The following is an 18,208-nucleotide window of genomic DNA, read 5'->3' as shown; positions in this document are numbered from 1 at the left end:
GGTCCTCGAACGCCGGACGGGCTGGAACATCCAGCCTGGCCGGCGTGCGAGGCGCGGGGGTCCGGGGCGAGCCCCGGGAGGCTGACCGGATGCCGCGGGGCGCTTGCGCAGCGGCGCCGCAGGCGTTCCCTCGGTCAGGGCCGCCGGTCAGGCCAGGGCTGCCGGTCAGGCCAGGGCCGCCGGGTCAGGCCAGGGCCGCCGGTCAGGCAAGGGCCGCCGGTCAGGCAAGGGCTTCCGGGAGGGGGGCCGAGTGGAGGGCCGTCAGGCCTGAGACGGCTCGGGTGAGGCAGACGTACAGGCGGCGCAGGCCGGTCCGTTCGTCCGGTTCGCCGTCGACGATCGCCGCCGGCTCGTCGAGCACGACGTAGTCGTACTCCAGGCCCTTCGCCAGCGACGCCGGGACCAGCGTCAGGCGGGACCGCGCGGTCGTCTCCTCGCCGGGGGACAGATACGGCAGGTCCGCCGCCAGCAGGGCCTCGGCCAGGGCCGGGATGCGGGCGTCCGCCGCGATCAGGCCGATCGAGCCCTCGTGGGCCAGGGACTCGCGGCACGCCTCCACCACCGATGCGGTCAGGTCGTCCGTCGGCGTCACCCGCAGGGAACCCGGCGTCTCACGGACCGAGGAGACCGGGGCCAGGCCCGGGGAGATCTCCGGCAGCAGGCGGGAGGCGTAGGCGATCACCTCGCGCGGCACGCGGAAGCCCGCCGTCAGTTCCTCCAGCACCGCCTGCGGCTTGCCCAGGTGCGCCAGCGCCTCGTCCCAGCTGCGCGTGGCCCACGGCGTGGTGCCCTGCGCGAGGTCGCCCAGGACCGTCGCCGAGCCGGTCGTGCAGCGCCGTCCCACCGCCCGGTACTGCATGGGGGAGAGGTCCTGCGCCTCGTCGAGGACGACATGGCCGAGCGAATGGGTGCGTTCCACCAGGTCGGCGGCCTCGTCGATGAGGACCAGGTCCGCCGCCGACCACTTCGCCGACTTCACGCTCCGGAACGGCTTGGGCCACAGCAGGAGCTTCTGTTCGTCCGCCGTCAGGACGTCCTGCGCGTGGGCGGCGAGGAAGTCCGGGTCGGAGAGCAGGCGCAGGACCAGCTTCGCCGGTTCGACGGGCGGCCAGATCTCTTTGACCGCCGCCTTCACGGCCGCGTTGCGCGCGACCGCGTCCTGTACGCGGTCGTCCGGGGCCTCGCCGGCCTGTTCCATCCGGACCAGGACGGCGTGCGCGATGCGCTGGGGGAGGGCGTCGCGGGCGGCGCCGTAGCGGATGTCGCGCTTCTGGAGTTCCTCGACCATCTCCTCCAGCTCGTACGCCGGCACGCGCCAGCGGCGCGAGCCGCGGACGACCATCAGCGGCTCCGCGGGGCGGCCGACGTGCGAGCGGACCGCGCGGCGCAGGACCTCCGCCATGCGGGCGTCGCCCTTGACGACGGCGGTCTCGGCCGGGTCGGTGCCGCGTACCTCCAGGCCTTCGCGGGAGACGAGGTCGTCGACGGTGGCCTGCTTGACCTCCAGCTCACCCAGGGCCGGCAGGACCTGCTCGATGTAGTGCAGGAAGGAGCGGTTCGGTCCGATGACGAGGGTGCCGGTGCGGGCGAGCCGCTCGCGGTGCGCGTACAGCAGGTACGCCACCCGGTGCAGGCCGACGGCCGTCTTCCCGGTGCCGGGGCCTCCCTGCACGCAGACGGAGCCGGACAGTCCGGAGCGGACGATCTCGTCCTGCTCGGGCTGGATCGTCGCGACGATGTCGCGCATGGGGCCGACGCGCGGGCGCTCGATCTCCTGCTGGAGCAGCTTGCTGACCGCGGCCGCCTCGGCGGGGTCGCAGAGGTGCTCGTCCTCGTACGCGGTGAGTTCGCCGCCGGTGTAGCCGAAGCGGCGGCGCAGGGAGACGTCCTGGGGGTCCTTCTTGGAGGCCCGGTAGAACGGCTGGGAGACGGGTGCGCGCCAGTCGATGACCATCGGGTCGCCGTCGGCGTCGTGGACGTGGCGGCGGCCGATGTAGAACTGCTCGCCCTCCGCGCCCTCGGCGAGTTCGGCTCCGGGGGCGTGGAGGTAGTCGAGGCGGCCGAAGAAGAGGGGCGTGTGGGCGAGGTCGGCGAGGGCCTTGATGCGGTCGTCGATCTGGGCCTGGAGGACGATCGCGTTGACCCAGTTCGCGGTGACGTCGCGGATGTCGAGGGCCTCGACGTCCTCGCGCATGGCGCGCAGGGCGGAGCGCGAGGCGGCGAGGTGGGCCCGTTCGCGGCCCAGCGGGTCGGCGGGCGGGGTCGCGGCGTCGGGGGTGGTGTCGGGGGCGTGCGCGGGCACGGGTCTGCCTCCAGCTGCTGGTACGGAACAGATGCCCCCGGTTTCCGGCCGGCGGGCGGCTCTCCCCGATGAGGCGGTGGGAGGCGGCAAGAGCGGAGATTGTAGCCAGCGGGGCGCGCCCGTGCGAACGGATTCACCGGGCCGGAAGTCCGTCCCGTACGGGACCTCCGTACGGGTGTCGTACCCGGGAGTGTCAGACCTCCGGTAGGGGTACCCGGGGGCGGCATGCGACGGGAGGAGGAGGCGCGGGGCCGGGGGATTGGCCCCGCAGAGCGATGTGCATCGGATGGCGGCGGCGCACCATGGACTCATGAGCACCGCAACCTTCACCCCGATTCAGGGCGGCCGCCCGAGCGGCGCCACCGCCATCTCCGACTCCACTCCCCGTCACCGCCTCGGCAGCATGCTGCACGCCGTGAAGGTGTTCGCGGCGGCCGCCGTGAGCGTCGTGGTGCTGGGCGAGTACGCCGAGGACGCGGGCGTCATACGTCGCTGACGCCGGCCCGCCCCCGATGTCAGGCGTCGACCGCCTGGTAGACGGTGGTCCAGAAGTCGTGGATGAGCTGAGCCGGAGCCGCAGTGGTCAGCCCGACCTGCGTGAGCAGGATGCCGGTGATCCCGTTCTCCGGGTCGGCGTACGCCGAGGTGCCGGTTCCGCCGTCCCAGCCGAACTGGCCGATGGGCGCGTAGTCGCCGCGGTAGGTGCGCACCGCCATTCCGAAGCCCCAGCCGCCCTGCTGTCCCTGGCCGAACGACACGTGGACGGCGCCCCGCGCGAGGGCCGACCGGCTGGGCGGCAGCCGGTCGATCTTGCCGGCGGGCACGTGGAAGGCGGTGTCCTTCATCCCGAGCGGATCGAGGACGCGTTCGCGAAGGAGCGTCTCGAACGGCCGGCCCGCGTGCGTTGCAATGAATATGGAACTGAATGCAAAGGGAGGGCGATGGGTTCGTTGCAATGACCTGAGGGTGAGCGCCGACGGCGCATTGACTGATCCACTAAGGTCACGCGCGTGACCTTGAGCCCCGCCCCCAGCCGCTCGCCGTCGTCCCTCGCCGGGGTGCTGGTGACGGGCTCGCTGCTCGTGCTCGGCGTCCTGTGCATCGCCCTGCGCGTCCCGACGGCCGACGCCCTCGCCGAGGGCTTCTCCGCCGCCGAATGGCACCCGCCCGCCGGCTATCCGCCGTTCGCGGCGATCCTGTTCACGCCGGCCGCCTGGCTGCCGACCGGGTTAATGAAGGCCGTGCTCGTCCTCGGCAACGCCTGCCTGATCGCCCTGCTGATCGCCCTGTCCTGCCGCCTCTCGGGCCTGCCCGCCAGGACCGGGCCCCTCCTGGCCGCCACCATCGCCGGGCTGTGGCTGGAGCCGCTCTTCCAGGCCCCGCTGCCCGGCCAGATCAACCTCGCCCTCGCCTGCCTGGTCCTGTGGGACCTCGGCCGCTCCGGTGCCGCCGTCGGCAAGGGCTTCGCGATGGGCGTCGCCGCCGGGATCACCCTGACCCCGGCGGTCCTCGTCCCCTACCTGCTGGCCACCCGCCGGGTGGTGGCCGGGCTCACGGCGCTGGCCGCGCTCGCCGGCACCGCCCTGCTCGGACGGCTGGTCCTCCCCGAGGAATCCGCCGCGTTCTGGTCCCGGCACCTCGCCGCCACCGGCCGCGCCCTCGTACTGGACGGGGCCGGGCTGTGGGTGTGGTGCGTCCCGCTGCTCACCGTGCTGATCGCCCGGGTCCGGGCGATCAGCGGCCGGTCGGTCAGTCGTTGGCCAGCAGCTCGTCGGCGTCCATGATCCGGTAGGCGTAGCCCTGCTCGGCGAGGAACCGCTGGCGGTGGGCCGCGAAGTCCTGGTCGATCGTGTCGCGCGCGACGACCGAGTAGAAGCGCGCCTCGTGGCCGTCCGCCTTCGGGCGCAGGACACGGCCCAGGCGCTGCGCCTCCTCCTGGCGCGAACCGAAGGTGCCCGACACCTGGATGGCGACGGTTGCCTCCGGCAGGTCGATGGAGAAGTTCGCGACCTTCGACACGACCAGCACGCTGATCTCGCCCTCGCGGAAGGCGCCGAAGAGCTTCTCGCGCTGCGCGTTGGAGGTCTCGCCCTTGATGACGGGCGCGTCGAGGTGCTCGCCGAGCTCGTCGAGCTGGTCGATGTACTGGCCGATGACGAGGGTCTGCTCACCCTTGTGCTTGCGCACCAGCGCCTCGGTGACCTTCCGCTTCGTCGCCGTCGTCGCGCAGAAGCGGTACTTCTCCTCCGTCTCGGCGGTCGCGTACGCGAGCCGCTCCGCCTCGGTCAGGTTGACCCGGACCTCCACGCAGTCGGCGGGCGCGATGTAGCCCTGCGCCTCGATCTCCTTCCACGGGGCGTCGAACCGCTTCGGCCCGATCAGCGAGAAGACGTCCGACTCCCGGCCGTCCTCACGCACCAGCGTCGCCGTCAGGCCCAGCCGGCGCCGCGCCTGCAGGTCCGCGGTGAACTTGAAGACCGGCGCGGGCAGCAGGTGCACCTCGTCGTAGACGATCAGGCCCCAGTCCCGGGAGTCGAACAGCTCCAGGTGCGGGTAGACGCCCTTCCGCTTCGTCGTCAGGACCTGGTACGTGGCGATCGTGACCGGCCGGATCTCCTTGCGGGTGCCGGAGTACTCGCCGATCTCGTCCTCCGTCAGAGAGGTCCGCCTGACCAGCTCGTGCTTCCACTGGCGGGCCGAGACGGTGTTCGTCACCAGGATCAGCGTGGTCGCCCTGGCCTTCGCCATCGCGCCCGCGCCGACCAGCGTCTTCCCGGCGCCGCAGGGCAGCACGACCACCCCGGAGCCGCCGTGCCAGAAACCCTCGACGGCCTGCTGCTGGTACGGGCGCAGCGCCCAGCCGTCCTCGGCCAGGTCGATCGGGTGCGCCTCGCCGTCGACGTACCCGGCGAGGTCCTCGGCCGGCCAGCCCAGCTTGAGCAGCGTCTGCTTGATCTGCCCGCGCTCGGAGGGGTGCACGGCCACGGTGTCGGGGTCGAGCCGCGCCCCGACGAGCGGAGCGATCTTCTTCGACCGCAGGATCTCCTCCAGCACCGGCCGGTCGGTGCTGGTCAGCACCAGACCGTGCACGGGGTGCTTGGAAAGGGTGAGCCGGCCGTAGCGGGCCATGGTCTCGGCGACGTCGACGAGCAGCGCGTGCGGCACCGGGTAGCGGGAGTACTCCACGAGCGCGTCGACGACCTGCTCGGCGTCGTGCCCGGCGGCCCGGGCGTTCCACAGCCCGAGCGGGGTGATCCGGTAGGTGTGGATGTGCTCGGGCGCCCGCTCCAGCTCGGCGAACGGAGCGATGGCGCGGCGCGCCGCGCCGGCCAGCTCGTGGTCGACCTCAAGCAGGAGGGTCTTGTCGCTCTGGACGATTAGTGGACCATTCACGCGCGGCGCCCCGTTTCACTCAGGTCAAACCTCCAGTGTGCCGTACGGGGCGGGGGCTGGGAACACGGCGCTTCGGCGGGTCAGCGACCCAGCCCGTCCAGGAGCAGCGCGAGGCCGCCCTGGAACTCGCGGTCCGGGGTGAGCGAGCGGCCGGCGGCGGACGGAACTCCGGCGGCCCGGATACGGGGCGACCCGGGCCGGGAGGTGGAGGGGGTGCGCCTGGCCGTCGTCCTGACACCCCGCAGTCCGCTCGCACCCTCTGTCGAAGCTGTTCAGACCATGTGCACGTCCGGGGTGTAGAGGATCCACTTGCCGCCCCGCTCGCGGAACTTCTGCTCCTTCGCCATGATCTCCTCCGCGTGGTTCCAGGCGAAGAGCAGCGCGTATTCGGGGTAGGGGTCGCCGAAGGCATCCGGGGTCCGGACCGGGATGTGGGAGCCGGGAGTGAGCCGGCCCTGCTTGGCGGGGGTGCTGTCGCAGACGAAGGAGATCAGCTCGGGTCCGATGCCGCAGTAGTTGGCGACGGTGGCGCTCTTGGCCGTGGCACCGTAGGCGACGACCCGGCGGCCCTCCGCCCGCAACCGGGTGAGCAGAGCGGTCAGCTCGTCGCGGGTGCGCCGGACCTCGGCGGCGAAGCGCTCCAGCGTGACCGGCTCGGCGAGGTCCTTGCTGTCCTCGTCGGCCAGCAGCTCGGCCACGGACGCCGTGGGCACCCGCGTACCCCGGCGGGCGAGGGTGTAGCGGACCTCGCCGCCGTGCACGGGCAGGCGGAGGACGTCGACCAGCTCGAAGCCGTAGTGGTGGGCCATGCTCTGCACCGAACGGGCCGTGAAGAAGTAGAAGTGCTCGTCGTAGATCTGGTCGAACGAGGTCCGCTCGACGATATCGCCGAGGTAGGGGTCCTCGAAGACGAACACCCCCTCCGGCTTGAGCAGCGCGTCCAAGCCGCGGAAGATCGATTCCAGGTACGGGAGATGGCACAGGGTGTTGGCGGCGTAGACGACATCCGCCCGGCCCTCGGCCGCGGCGATGGCGAGCGCCGTCTCCTCCTCGAAGAACGCGGTACGGACCCGCACTCCCTTGGCCCGCGCCCGGTCGGCCACGCCTGCTGAGGGGTCGACACCCAGATGACGCACCCCGGCCCCGGCGACGGTGGCCAGCATGACGCCGTCGTTGCAGCCGATCTCGACGACGAACGGGTCCGGGTCGTCGGCCACGGTGGCGAGAATGCCCCGGGCCGTGGCCTCGAAGTGCTCCCGCATCACCGAGGATCCCGAGGAGTGGTACGGGTAGTCCTCGTGGAACATCCGCTCGCGCGGAACCTCCTCCATCAGCTGCACCATCGTGCAGGAACCGCACCGCCCGACGGCGAGCCGGAAGAAGAACTCGCCGTCGGTCTCCCCGGGCTTGGGGAAGGCGTCGGAGTTGGGCTGCGCTCCCAGATCGAGGAACTCGGTCAGCGGGCCCGCGCAGATGCGGCAGATGGTCATCGGTTCTCCTGAGGGTGTGCGAAGAGCGGGAGCATGCCCTCGGCGGCCGCTTCCGCGAGGGTGAGCGCCAGCCGGTCCCGCTCCGAGAGGACCGGGGTGATGTCATGCGGAATGGGTAGGCCGAGTTCCGGGTCCAGTACGGACACGGCGAGCTCGTGCTCCGCGACGTAGCCGGTCGAGAGCAGGTAGGACATGACCGTGTCGTCCTCCAGGGCCACGAAGGCGTGCCCCACGCCGGGTGGGATGTATACGGCGCGGAAGGTCCGGTCGTCCAGTACGACGGAGTCCCAGGTGCCGAACGCCGGCGAACCGACGCGGAGGTCGACGACGATGTCCAGGGCCGAACCGCGCGGGCAGTGGACGTACTTCTCGGTGCCCGGGGACACGGCGGTGTAGTGCACACCCCGTACCACGCCCCTGCGGGAACGACTCTGACTGGCCTGCCTCACCGGGAAGAGCGGCCCCGCGGACCGCTCCTCGAAGGTGGAGACGAACAGGCCCCGATCGTCCGGGTAGCGGGTGGGGGTGAACTCCACCGCGCCGGGAACGGAGAGCTCGCGTGCCTTCACGACAGTTCCGCCAGTACGTCGAGCAGCGCGCCGATCACCCGGTCCTGCACATCGCGCGGCAGTGAGGGGTACATGGGGAGCGAGAAGATCTCGCCCGCGAGGGCCTCCGTGACCGGAAGCGCGCCGCGGGAGTAGCCGAGGTGGGCGAAGCCGGACATGGTGTGCACCGGCCACGGATAGCTGATGTTGAGGGAGATCCCGCGCGACTTCAACGCCTCGATGATGCAGTCCCGTTGGGGGTGGCGGACCACGTAGACGTAGTAGACGTGGTCGTTGCCGGGGGCGGTGGCCGGCAGGATCAGCCCGGTGTCCTTCAGTCCCTCGGCGTAGCGCCGGGCGACGGCGCGACGCCCCTCGATGTAGGCGTCGAGGCGACCGAGTTTGCGGCGCAGGATCTCGGCCTGGAGTTCGTCGAGCCGGCTGTTGTGCCCGGGTGTCTGGACGACGTAGTACCGCTCCTCCATGCCGTAGTACCGCAGTCGGCGCAACCGGTCGGCCACGGCCGCGTCGGAGGTGATCGCCGCGCCGCCGTCGCCGTACGCCCCGAGCACCTTCGTCGGGTAGAAGGAGAACGCGGCGGCGTCGCCGGTGGTGCCCGCCTGCCGGCCGTGTCGTCGGGCGCCGTGCGCCTGGGCACAGTCCTCAAGGAGGACCAGGCCGTGTGCCGTGGCGATGTCCTTCAGCACCTCCATGTCGGCGCACTGGCCGTAGAGGTGGACCGGAAGGATGCAGCGCGTCCGGGGGGTGATCGCCGCGGCGACCTGGTCGGTGTCCATGAGGAAGTCCTCCTCACGCACATCGACGAAGACCGGGGTGGCGCCGACCGCGTCGATCGCCAGCACGGTGGGGGCTGCCGTGTTCGACACGGTGATCACCTCGTCGCCCGGACCGACGCCCAGTGCCTGGAGCGCGAGCTTGATCGCGTTGGTGCCGTTGTCCAGGCCCACGCAGTGGTCCACACCGTGGTAGGCGGCGAACTCCGTCTCGAAGCCGCGCACGCTCTTGCCGAGCACGAGCTGCCCGGAACCGAAGACCGTTTCGACGGCGTCCAGGAGGTCCGTACGCTCCTTCGCGTACTCCTCCAGGTAGTCCCAGACATACGTGGTCACAGGTGGATCCCTTCCTTGGCCGATGGACCGGTGTGAGGTGTGGGCGTGGGTGCGTGTGCCGTGGACGCGGCGTGAGCGGCGACGACCTGCTCCAGTGCGTCGCGCAGAACTGCCCTGGGCGCCCACCCGGTGACCGACCGGAAGGCGGACGAATCGGCTCGTACGCTGCGGAAGTCCAGACCGGTGGCACCGTCCGGCGGGTCCACTCGCAGTACAGGTACCGGTGGCCGCCCGGTGTGCCGACCGATGATCTCGGCGATCGTCCGGAACACGTCCCCGAGGCCGTGGCCGAGGCCGCAGCCGACGTCCCAGTGCCGGCCGGTGAGGGCATCCGCGTGGTCCAGCGCCGACAGGAAGGCGCGGGCCGCGTCGTCGACGTGGAGGAGGTCGCGCTCGATCGTGCCGTCGTGCCACATGGTCAGCGGCTCACAGGCGAAGCCTCGGCGGACCATGGCCGCCACTACGCCCCGGCCGAGATCTCCCGGCACGGGGCCGTGGCCGTAGACGGTCGGCAGGCGCAGGACCACGCCACGGAGCGAGCCCGCCGCGCAGGCCGCGCGCAGGATGCGCTCGGAGGCCAGCTTCTGCCGTTCGTAGGTGTTCGCCGGGGCCGGGCCGCCGGGCGGGAGGACCGTACTGGCGTAGATCACCGCGGGTGGCGGCCCTGCGGTCCGGCCGGACCCGAGGCTCTCGACGAGGTCGAGCGTCACGGTGACGTTGGCGTGTTCGCCTTCCGGGTCGCCGTCCCGTGTCCGCCAGTCGCCCGTGGCCGAACGGTGGGTGACCAGATGGATCACGGCGTCCGAACCCGCCACCGCGTCGGCGACCGCGCCGGGGTCGGTGAGGTCGGCCGTGCGGACGTCCAGTTCCGCGAGGCCGTCACCGGTCACGGGGCAAGGGCGGCGCGACACCGTACGCAACCGGACCGGCCGGCTGCGCAGGAGTGCGACGACGGCCGAACCGATGTAACCCGACGCACCGAGCACGGTGACCAGAGGGCGGGCGGCCGGCGTCCGGGACCCGGCCATCACCGTACTCCGACGGGACGGGGCGCCGTGGCCAGGGAGCGCAGACAGGCGAGCAGGCTGCGGGTCTCCATGCTCACGTAGTGGCTGTGACGCAGCAGGCCGGACAGCTGGTGAGGCGTCATCCAGCGGAAGTCCGGGTGCTCGGCCAGCTCCGGGCGGTACGGCGTCTCGACGATGAGGTGTCGGGTTCGTGCATGGTAGAAGCGGCCGCCCTCCTCCGACTGGACCGTGTCGAACCTGACGGCGGAGGCGGGCGCCCCCAGCACCTCGTCGAGGAGCGGCGGCCGGGCGGCGGCGGGAAGGACGTCGTAGTTCTCCGGCACGCACTGCAGGGTCGGGGCGAGTTCCACGGCGTCCACGTACCCGACCTCCGCACGCAGTTGGACGAGAGCGTGCAGGACGCCGTCGATACGGGTGACGAGGAGGCCCACGACCCCCATGCCGTGCGGCGCGATCATCGGCTGGTCCCAGCGGGCGACCTCGCGGCCCGCCGCTGTCACCTGTACACCGATGACGTCGAAGAACCGGCCGCTCTCGTGGGAGATCCGGCCTTCCGTCCGCCGCCATCCGGGGAGTCCGGTCAGCGGTACCCGGCTGACGGCGAGGTCGGCGCGCACCCGCGTGTCAGTGATCCAGCTGAGGAGACTGCGCTCCGTGTGATGCGTGGGCGAGCCCGCACGGCACGACCGGAGCAGGGCCATGGTGAACTCGTCCCGCTCCCCGCCGGGTTCCGGCTCCTGCTCCGGCTCCGTGAGGGGCAGGCAGGCCAGCACCGAACGGGTGTCCATGTTGACCAGATCGTCCTGGGCCAGCAGCCGGTGCAGTTGGGGCAGCGACAGCCAGTGGAACCCGTCGTGGAGTTCCACCTCGCCCCGGACCTCGACCACCATGTTGCGATTGCGCTTGCGCAGGAACCAGGCACCTTGTTCGGACTGGCGGACATCGGCCACCACCCGGTGCCGGGACGGGTCCCTGAAGTAGTCGAGGTAGGGGACGGGTTTGCCGCCGTGCACCCGGAGATAGTTGCTCCGGGTCGCCTGGACGGTCGGGGAGACCTGGATGCCGTCGCAGTTGCCGGGCTCGGCCTTCAGCTGCATCAGATAGTGCGGAACGCCGTCGAACTCCTTGACCAGGATGCCCAGGATGCCGATCTCCGGCTGGTCGATGATCGGCTGGGACCAGTGGTCGACCGGGCGCCCCGGGCGGTCGACGCGCACTCCCTCCACGGTGAAGAAGCGGCCGGCGTGATGGCGGATGGTCCCGGTGGCCGGGTCCGCGGTCCATCCGGCGAGGGCGTCGAGCGGCACCCTTCGAACCGTGGTGAACATGCGGTCCCGGGCGTCGTCGAGCGCGCGGTAGAACCCCTCCGAGGACGTCACCGCACCACACTTCCCGCGGGCAGGACGTCCTCGAAAAACGCCTGCTGGTGGGCCATCGTGGTGCGGAAGTGGGCGCTGTAGCGCTCCGCGTGCTCGGCGGTCATGGTGCCCAGCACCATCGCGAGGGCGACGTAGCCGTCCTTGGGCTCGATGATCAGGTTGTTCCACACCATCCGGACGGCTTCCACATGCCGGTCGACGGCGTCGGTCAGGGCGTCGGTACCGCCTTCCCAGCCGAGGGGCAGCACCAGCTCGCCGGAAGCGGCCAGGGAGCCGTACCAGTGATGGAGATCTGCGCGGCTGGCTTCGAGCCCCGCTCGGAAGTGCCGGGGATGGGTGAGGGCCCGGTACGCGGCGCGGGCGGCACGGGCATCCTCGAACCGCGCGATCTCATGGTCGTAGTCGCACGGAAGGCTGTGCTGCCGGGTGCCGGGGTCGTCCAGCATGTTCACCGTGACGTCGAGGAGCGTCGTGCAACGGACCCCCGCGTCGGTCATGCGCAGCCACAGGTCCCAGTCCTCAAGGCCGACCGGGGACTCGCGCCAGCCGCCCACCGACTCCGCGAGGCCTGCCCTGTGCGCGGCGCACGAGTTCTCGAACAGGGGATTCATCAGCTGGAGTTCGGGTGCCCAGCACATGGTCAGCGGATCGGCGGTGGTGGTGACCGTGCCGGACGCGGTCACCTTCCTCGCCCGGGTGGCCACGAACTGCGCGCCGTCGTCGAAGGCGGCTGTCAGGAGCCCGAGATGGCCGCTCTCCCAGCGGTCGTCGTGGTCCAGGTAGGCGATGTACTCGCCCTTCGCCTCGGGCAGAACGAGGTTGGTGGGGCCGGCCTGGAAGCCGAAGTGCGGGACCCGCCGCAGCCGGATCCGGTCGTCCTGCGCCGCGACCTCGGCCACGACCTCGTCCGTGTCGTCGTCGCTGCCGTCGGATACGACGATCATCTCCCAGTCACGCATCGACTGCGCTCGGACGGAGTCCAGCGTGGGCAGGATGGCCCGGCTGCGGTTGTAGGTCGGGCAGATAACGGAGACGCGGGGCATCGGCGACTCCTTCCGTTCGTCGGTCGACAGGCGCGAGGGGCCCTTTGGATCGCATTGTTTCCGCAATGAAGGGCGTTGTTTCCGCCCTCGCGCCGAGCCATCGGTCCTTGAAGGATTCCGCGGCCCGCACCAGCCGTAATGGAATGCCAGGGAATAGGTTGAACAGAAAGGCGGGCAGGTGTCAACACGCTGCGTTCCCGCAGGCTGTCCCCGGCGATGTGGATCTGTACGTCACTGGGCAGGCGCCCCGAAGAAGGCCAGGTGGGGGACATCCCGGTCTGCGGAGGGGGCGATACTAGCCTCGCGACGGGGGCGTCGGCCCTCCCGCGGGTCTACGTTTATCCATGTCGCCGACGAGATTCCCGCAAGGGGTCTTGGCGGGAGAATTCTGCGGCGACCAGACATAATATGTCGCCGTAGTCGCAAGGATTCTCGTTGCACTCGAACCGACCGTCGATGTGCGCGATGTCGATTGTGCGCAATGTCGATGTGCGCGATTCGGGGGGACAGATGACCAAGTATTCAGTTCTTGTTCCGTTCCTGCCGCGCAGGCCGGAACAGCTGCTGCCGTATGCCGCTCTGGTGGACTGGACGGCGGCGGAACGGCTGTGGCAGGGCCAGTCGATGCTCGTCGATCCCTTCCAGGGCTTCGCCGCCGCGGCGGGGTCCGGGTTCCGGGTCCCGGTGGGGTTCGGTGTCACGCTCATGCCGTTGAGGCATCCTTTCGAGGCGGCGCACCAGGTCAGATCGCTGGCCATGGCCACCGGCCATCCGGTGGTGGCAGGGTTCGGGCCCGGTGGTGCCTCGTTCCAGCAGAGTCTCGTCGGCGCCCCGTACGCCAGCCCGCTGACTGCGGCCCGTGAGTACCTCGGCATCGTCCGCGGTCTGCTGAACGGCGAAACCGTGCAGGCCGAGGGGGATTACTTCTCGTGCCACGGCGCCCTCGCGCCGAGCCCGGCTCCTGCGGTGGAACTCGGACTCGGTGTGCTGCGTCCCGGCATGGCACGGGTCGCCGGTGCGGTCGCGGACTGCGCCATCACTTGGCTGACCCCGGCGTCGTACCTGCGCGACACGGTGCTGCCCGCCCTGCGGGAGGGTGCCGCGGCGGCAGGCAGGCCGGTGCCCCGGATCGTGGCCATGGTGCCGCTGGCCCTGCGCCGGCCGGACCGCGACCCGGCAGAGGTCGCGCTGGCCAGCAACGCTCCACACCTCGCGGCACCGCACTACATCGACATGCTCCAGCGCGCCGGCATCGCGGTGGACGAGGGCGATACGGCACTGAGCGCCCGGCGACTCGTGGAAGGCCGCGGTTTCCTCCACGGGGACATCGACGGACTGGTCGAACAGCTCGCCGAGTACCGGGAGGCGGGGGTGGACGAAGTCGTGTTGAACACGACCGGAGTGTTCAACCTGCACGGCCATCATGCGGCCATGGCGGACCTCAAGACGATTCTGGCGGCTGTCGCGTAATGAAGGGCACGGGGGACATGGAACACAGTCAGCTCAAGCGGGCCAAGCGGCAGTTGGCGTCCTGGGGAACAGGCCGCACCGGCCCGGGGGACGACGGCCCGGCCCAGGGGACCCGCACCGCGACCGTTGTACTGGAGAGCGCCGCACAGCTCCCTCCGGTGCTGGCCTCGGACTTCGTCGGCGCCCGGACTGTCGTCTTCGTACCGGACGGCCAGGACGGCGGCCCGGTACGCCAGGCGGATCCGCAGGCCCCGGGTGCGGTCGGGCCCCTCGTCGTCCCGTACGAAGGGTCCCTGGCCGAGCCCGGCGACGAGATGTCGGTCGGAGACTCCTTCTTCCTGCAGACCCAGGACTACGCCACCAGCGAGTACATGTCGGTGATCGGTCCCACGCTGATCAGGATCACCGAAGAGGCCGACTTCGACGGGTACCTGGCGGACGCGGACCGCGCCCGGAACCAGGGCACGTTCGCCGACTTCGCGACCGACCCCGCCGTGCGGATCGGCGACCTCTCCGCGCTGGGCGCGGGCCCGGTCGGCGACGGCCCGTTCACCCGCCTGTACGTGCGGTCCACCGGCGAGGTGTCCCTCTCACCCGTGTCCCTGCCCCTGGGCACCGTCGCCGACGGCGGCGCCGCTCTGGCGGCGGAGTGGACCAGGCTCAACTCCGGGAGCGCACACCCCTGCGCGGTCTCCCTGGGCCTCGTCGTGCCCGACCGGGCACGTACGGACGCGCTGACCGCACGGCCGTGGCTCGGCCGGTATCTGGCCGCACTCGACGCCGTCCGGGAGCTCCGTTCCCGGGGGATCACCGGCCTCGAAGTCTCCGGATTCGGCGCCCGTCTGGTGCCCGGCCTGGCGGAACTCGGGGACAGCGCCGCCGACCGCGATGACGTCGACGCTCCACTGCTGCTGTGGACCGGGGAGCAGGCCGTGGTGCACAGTGCCCGAACCGGCCGGTTCTTCTCTCTCGGCCGTGCTGCCGCGGAGCTGGCCGAAACCCTGCTGGTCCACGGATCGGTCGAGGCCGCCGCCGCCCACGCGGACCGTGCCGCGCTGACTCAGGTCGAGACCCTCTTCGCCTCCGCCGGTGCCCGGCTCACCGTCCCGACGGCGGCCGCCCGATGACGGCGACGGCCGTCGGCGGAACGCCGCGGTCGGTCCCCGGACGGGCCGGCCGCGCGCTGGCCGAGCTCGGGGACCGGGTGGTCATGTGCGGGATCTACGACGAGGTCGGCTCACTGATCTACGACGACCTGAGCAGGAACGACACCCATGAGGTCCGTGAACTGATCGGTCTCGTCCGCCGACGCCCCGGACCGGTCCTGGAACTCGCCGCCGGAACGGGCCGGTTGACGATGCCGCTGCTCGCCGCCGGCAGGGACGTCACGGCACTCGAACTGGCACGCCCCATGCTGGACCTGCTCCTGGCCCGCCTCCAGGAGGCCCCCGAGCGGCTGCGTGAACGCTGCACCACCGTCGAGGGGGACATGGCGTCCTTCACACTGGACCGCCGGTTCGGGGCGGTCGTCCTCGGGACGACCTCGATCTCGCTACTCGACGAAGAGGGCCGTGCCGCGCTCTATCGCACGGTGCGCGACCATCTGGCTCCCGGCGGGGCGTTCCTGCTCTCCACCACGTATCCCACCGCCGGATCCACCCAGGACGAGATACGCATCGACATGGCCGGTGCCAGCGGCCGGCTCTACCACCTGCACGAGCACTGGTCCCCGCAGACGGGCACGCGCACCGTCACCCTCCACGCGGCCGATCTCTCCGAGGGCCCGGTCCACGTGTGCACCTCGACGGTCGCGGCCCTCCCGGCCGACCTGTTGGAGAACGAACTGGCCGCCGCCGGTTTCCGGGTGAACACCCGCCACACGCTGCGCACCGGTGGCGACCGACACGAATCCGTACTGCTGGAAGCAGAGGTGGAGCCCCGATGAACGACGGACAGGCCCTGTGGCCCTCGCTGTTGCCGCCCGCGCAGCAGGGCGACGACACGCTGTGCGCGGTCTCCGCCGAAGGCGTCCGCGTCCGCTTCGCCGACGGCCGTGAACTGCTCTGTGGCACCAGCGGGTTGTGGAACACCAACATCGGCTACGGCAATCGCGTCATCGCCGAGGCGGTGGCGGCGGCCCTGCGTGACGCTTCCTACCTCTCCGTCTTCCGGTACGAGAACAGCTACGCCCGCAAGGCCGCGTCGGCTCTCGTCGACCTCTGCGGCGCCGACCACTACGGCCGGGTGCTGTTCTCCACCTCCGGCGGCGCCGCCAACGACCTGGTGATGAAGATCGCCAGGCTGCACCACGCGCTGCGCGGCGACGCCCGGCGCAAGGTGGTGGTCGGTCTGCGCGGCAGCTACCACGGCCTGACCTTCGGCAGCTTTGCGCTGACCGGTGATGATCTGGGCCAGTCGGTGTACGGCGTCGATCAGAGGCTGGTGCGGCACGTGGCCCCGAACGACCCGGCCGAGCTGGTGACGCTGCTCGGCAGGCAGGGGAGCCAGATCGCGGCCGTCGTCGTCGAGCCCGTCCTCGGCAACGGTGCGGTACCGCTCACCGAGGAGTACGTGAACGCTCTGCTGCGGTTGCGCGACGAGCACGGATTCCTGCTGGTCGCAGACGAGGTGGCCACCGGCTTCGGCCGTACCGGTTCCTTCCTCGCCTCGCAGAGGTGGGCCGGGCAGCCCGATCTGCTGGTCGTCTCCAAGGGGCTCACGAACGGCACCATGCCCGCCGCCGCGGTCGTCGTCTCGACCGAGGTGGCCCGGGTGTTCAACGACGCGGGAGCTGTGCTTGCGCACGGCGAGACCCAAGCGGGAACCCCGGCGACCTGCGCCGCGATCCTCGCCACCCTTGAGGAGATGCGCCGGCTCGACGCGATCGCCGCCGGCCGGAACCTGGCCGTACTCCTGGACACCGAGCTGGACCGGCTGGTCGCCGAGCGGCCCGACGTGACCGGCACCAGCGGCGTCGGCTGCTTCCGGGCCCTGCGACTGTGCGGCCGGGACGGGACGCCCCTGCCGCAGACCGAGGTCCCCGCCGTGGTCGCGGCGATCAGAGCGGCGGGTGCGATCGTGCATCCCGGACCGCACGGCATCCAGCTCTTCCCCGCGCTGACCTACAGTGATGCCGAACTGGCCGAGCTGCTCGACCGGGTGCGGACCGGACTCACGGCGTACACGCGGCAGGCGACGGCCCGGGTGGCCGGGGTGGCCGGATGAACCTCAGCTGGCACTGCCCGACGCTGACGCTGTTCGGCGCCGACGGGATCGCCGGATGGCTTGACGCACGGCCTGCCGTCCGGCACATCACCGTGCTGGTCGACGCAGCCGTCGCCGACAGCCCGATCGTCTCCCGGGTGCGGACCTCGGTCGCAGGATCGGGCCGTGACGTGCTCGTCCTGGCGCTGGAAGGGGCCGGCGACGCGGAAGGCGTCCTCGCGCTGGGGGACAACCTCCACGGCACGGACGTGATCGTCGCCGTCGGCGGCGGCGCCCTGCTGGACCAGGCCAAGCTGGCGGCCCTGGCGCGGAACAACCCGGCCGCCCGCACGCGGCTGACCCTGCCGCAGCGCAGCGGGCTGATCCTGCTACCGCCCGGGATCCAGCGCGGCCTTCCCCTGGTTGCGGTGCCCACCACCGTCGGTACGGGGGCGGAGGTGAGCGCGGCGGCATGCCTGGCCTTCCCACAGGGCAGGCGGCTGATCCTGGGGGAGTCGCTGCAGCCCGAGGTCGCCGTACTGGACCCGCTGGCCACCAGCACACTGCCGGACGAGCTGATCGCCGAGGGCGTGCTGGAGGCCCTGTTCCGGGTGGTGAGCCTGTACGCGGGCGACCACCGGGACCTGCCGACCGAGGACGCGCTGGCCGAGACCCTGGCCACGCGGCTGGCCCAGCTCGGGCATCAGCTGCGTGACGTACGGCTGGGCGGTGGGCGCAGCGACGACCGGATCCGGCTGGAGATCGCCAAGGTGAGCGGACTGACCCACCTCGGCTGGACGTACATCGGACGCGACCGGTACGGGGCCAAGGGCTGGTATCTCGCCAACGAGCTGTCGTCCGTGCTCGGGCTGCGCAAGATGACCGCCGTGGCAGCGCTGCTGGAACCGCTGTGGCGGGCCATCGCCGACGGCGACCAGCGGCTGGGGTCGGCCCGGCGGCTGTCCCGGATCTGGGCGCTGCTGCGTGCCACCGCCCCGGACGCCCTGCCCGAGGATCCGGCGGAGGGGATCGGCGCACTGACCGATTCCTGGCTGGTGGACCGGCGGATCAGCGCCGACGCCGCCCGGCTGGACACGGTGACGGCCCGGACCGTGCGCGCCTGGGGGGCCGGGCTGCCGATGCTCGGCGGGCTGCGGGCCGCCGACGTACGCGGCCTGCTCGACGGCGCCGTACTTGACGCGGAACCAGCCCTGAGCTGAC

General features: G+C 71.4%; 16 protein-coding genes. 7 read left to right on the top strand and 9 right to left on the bottom strand.

The features are described 5' to 3' along the window. Positions 1-220: 220 nt before the first annotated feature. A complete protein-coding gene (locus ACFWFZ_RS24545; protein WP_387125001.1) occupies positions 221-2,302 on the bottom strand; it encodes a HelD family protein in 2,082 nt (693 codons plus the stop codon). A gap of 310 nt (positions 2,303-2,612) precedes the next feature. On the opposite strand from ACFWFZ_RS24545, the gene ACFWFZ_RS24540 reads away from it, so the two are divergent. Continuing rightward, a complete protein-coding gene (locus ACFWFZ_RS24540) occupies positions 2,613-2,798 on the top strand; it encodes a hypothetical protein (protein WP_387125000.1) in 186 nt (61 codons plus the stop codon). A gap of 19 nt (positions 2,799-2,817) precedes the next feature. Here the strand turns inward: ACFWFZ_RS24540 and ACFWFZ_RS24535 are convergent, their stop codons facing one another. Further along, positions 2,818-3,258 carry a serine hydrolase domain-containing protein gene (locus ACFWFZ_RS24535; protein ID WP_387124999.1) on the bottom strand — a complete coding sequence of 147 codons (441 nt, stop codon included), beginning with the start codon at positions 3,256-3,258 and terminating at the stop codon, positions 2,818-2,820. A 54-nt stretch (positions 3,259-3,312) separates the two neighbouring features. Between ACFWFZ_RS24535 and ACFWFZ_RS24530 the strand changes: the two genes are divergently transcribed. After that, positions 3,313-4,086, top strand: a complete 774-nt coding sequence (locus ACFWFZ_RS24530; RefSeq protein ID WP_387124997.1) for a glycosyltransferase 87 family protein — start codon at positions 3,313-3,315, stop codon at positions 4,084-4,086. Here the strand turns inward: ACFWFZ_RS24530 and ACFWFZ_RS24525 are convergent. From ACFWFZ_RS24525 to ACFWFZ_RS24495, 7 genes are all read right to left on the bottom strand, one after another. Continuing rightward, the gene (locus ACFWFZ_RS24525; protein WP_387124995.1) at positions 4,052-5,695 is read right to left on the bottom strand and encodes a DNA repair helicase XPB; all 1,644 of its coding nucleotides are present in this window, start codon (positions 5,693-5,695) and stop codon (positions 4,052-4,054) included. The genes ACFWFZ_RS24530 and ACFWFZ_RS24525 overlap by 35 nt on opposite strands. Before the next feature lie 272 nt (positions 5,696-5,967). Next, the gene (locus ACFWFZ_RS24520; protein ID WP_387124994.1) at positions 5,968-7,185 is read right to left on the bottom strand and encodes a methyltransferase domain-containing protein; all 1,218 of its coding nucleotides are present in this window, start codon (positions 7,183-7,185) and stop codon (positions 5,968-5,970) included. Then, positions 7,182-7,754, bottom strand: a complete 573-nt coding sequence (locus ACFWFZ_RS24515) for a dTDP-4-dehydrorhamnose 3,5-epimerase family protein (protein WP_387124993.1) — start codon at positions 7,752-7,754, stop codon at positions 7,182-7,184. The genes ACFWFZ_RS24520 and ACFWFZ_RS24515 overlap by 4 nt, the downstream gene beginning before the upstream one ends. Next, positions 7,751-8,863, bottom strand: coding sequence for a DegT/DnrJ/EryC1/StrS family aminotransferase (locus ACFWFZ_RS24510; RefSeq protein ID WP_387124992.1), 1,113 nt, complete (start codon positions 8,861-8,863; stop codon positions 7,751-7,753). Before ACFWFZ_RS24510 ends, ACFWFZ_RS24515 begins: the two co-directional genes overlap by 4 nt. Then, positions 8,860-9,891 carry an NAD-dependent epimerase/dehydratase family protein gene (locus ACFWFZ_RS24505; protein ID WP_387124991.1) on the bottom strand — a complete coding sequence of 344 codons (1,032 nt, stop codon included), beginning with the start codon at positions 9,889-9,891 and terminating at the stop codon, positions 8,860-8,862. Before ACFWFZ_RS24505 ends, ACFWFZ_RS24510 begins: the two co-directional genes overlap by 4 nt. Continuing rightward, positions 9,891-11,270 carry an NDP-hexose 2,3-dehydratase family protein gene (locus ACFWFZ_RS24500; protein ID WP_387124989.1) on the bottom strand — a complete coding sequence of 460 codons (1,380 nt, stop codon included), beginning with the start codon at positions 11,268-11,270 and terminating at the stop codon, positions 9,891-9,893. The genes ACFWFZ_RS24505 and ACFWFZ_RS24500 overlap by 1 nt, the downstream gene beginning before the upstream one ends. Beyond that, positions 11,267-12,313: a glycosyltransferase family 2 protein gene (locus ACFWFZ_RS24495; protein WP_387124988.1), complete on the bottom strand. Its 1,047-nt coding sequence runs from the start codon at positions 12,311-12,313 to the stop codon at positions 11,267-11,269. Before ACFWFZ_RS24495 ends, ACFWFZ_RS24500 begins: the two co-directional genes overlap by 4 nt. 465 nt (positions 12,314-12,778) lie before the next feature. Here ACFWFZ_RS24495 and ACFWFZ_RS24490 point away from each other — a divergent pair, with 465 nt between their 5' ends. Genes ACFWFZ_RS24490 through mpaC form a run of 5 tightly spaced genes read left to right on the top strand, consistent with a single transcriptional unit; the run spans position 12,779 to position 18,207 of the window. Then, positions 12,779-13,783, top strand: a complete 1,005-nt coding sequence (locus tag ACFWFZ_RS24490; RefSeq protein ID WP_387125108.1) for an LLM class flavin-dependent oxidoreductase — start codon at positions 12,779-12,781, stop codon at positions 13,781-13,783. A gap of 17 nt (positions 13,784-13,800) precedes the next feature. Then, positions 13,801-14,910 carry a daptide biosynthesis RiPP recognition protein gene (gene mpaB, locus ACFWFZ_RS24485; RefSeq protein ID WP_387124986.1) on the top strand — a complete coding sequence of 370 codons (1,110 nt, stop codon included), beginning with the start codon at positions 13,801-13,803 and terminating at the stop codon, positions 14,908-14,910. Further along, positions 14,907-15,728, top strand: a complete 822-nt coding sequence (mpaM, locus tag ACFWFZ_RS24480) for a daptide-type RiPP biosynthesis methyltransferase (protein WP_387124984.1) — start codon at positions 14,907-14,909, stop codon at positions 15,726-15,728. Before mpaB ends, mpaM begins: the two co-directional genes overlap by 4 nt. Next, positions 15,725-17,008: a daptide-type RiPP biosynthesis aminotransferase gene (mpaD, locus tag ACFWFZ_RS24475; protein ID WP_387124982.1), complete on the top strand. Its 1,284-nt coding sequence runs from the start codon at positions 15,725-15,727 to the stop codon at positions 17,006-17,008. Before mpaM ends, mpaD begins: the two co-directional genes overlap by 4 nt. Beyond that, the gene (mpaC, locus tag ACFWFZ_RS24470; protein ID WP_387124980.1) at positions 17,005-18,207 is read left to right on the top strand and encodes a daptide-type RiPP biosynthesis dehydogenase; all 1,203 of its coding nucleotides are present in this window, start codon (positions 17,005-17,007) and stop codon (positions 18,205-18,207) included. The genes mpaD and mpaC overlap by 4 nt, the downstream gene beginning before the upstream one ends. Position 18,208 lies beyond the last annotated feature (1 nt).

The sequence above is a fragment of the Streptomyces sp. NPDC060232 genome, from assembly GCF_042726555.1.
Classification (GTDB): Bacteria; Actinomycetota; Actinomycetes; order Streptomycetales; family Streptomycetaceae; genus Streptomyces.
This window is presented reverse-complemented; position numbering and strand designations above follow the sequence as displayed.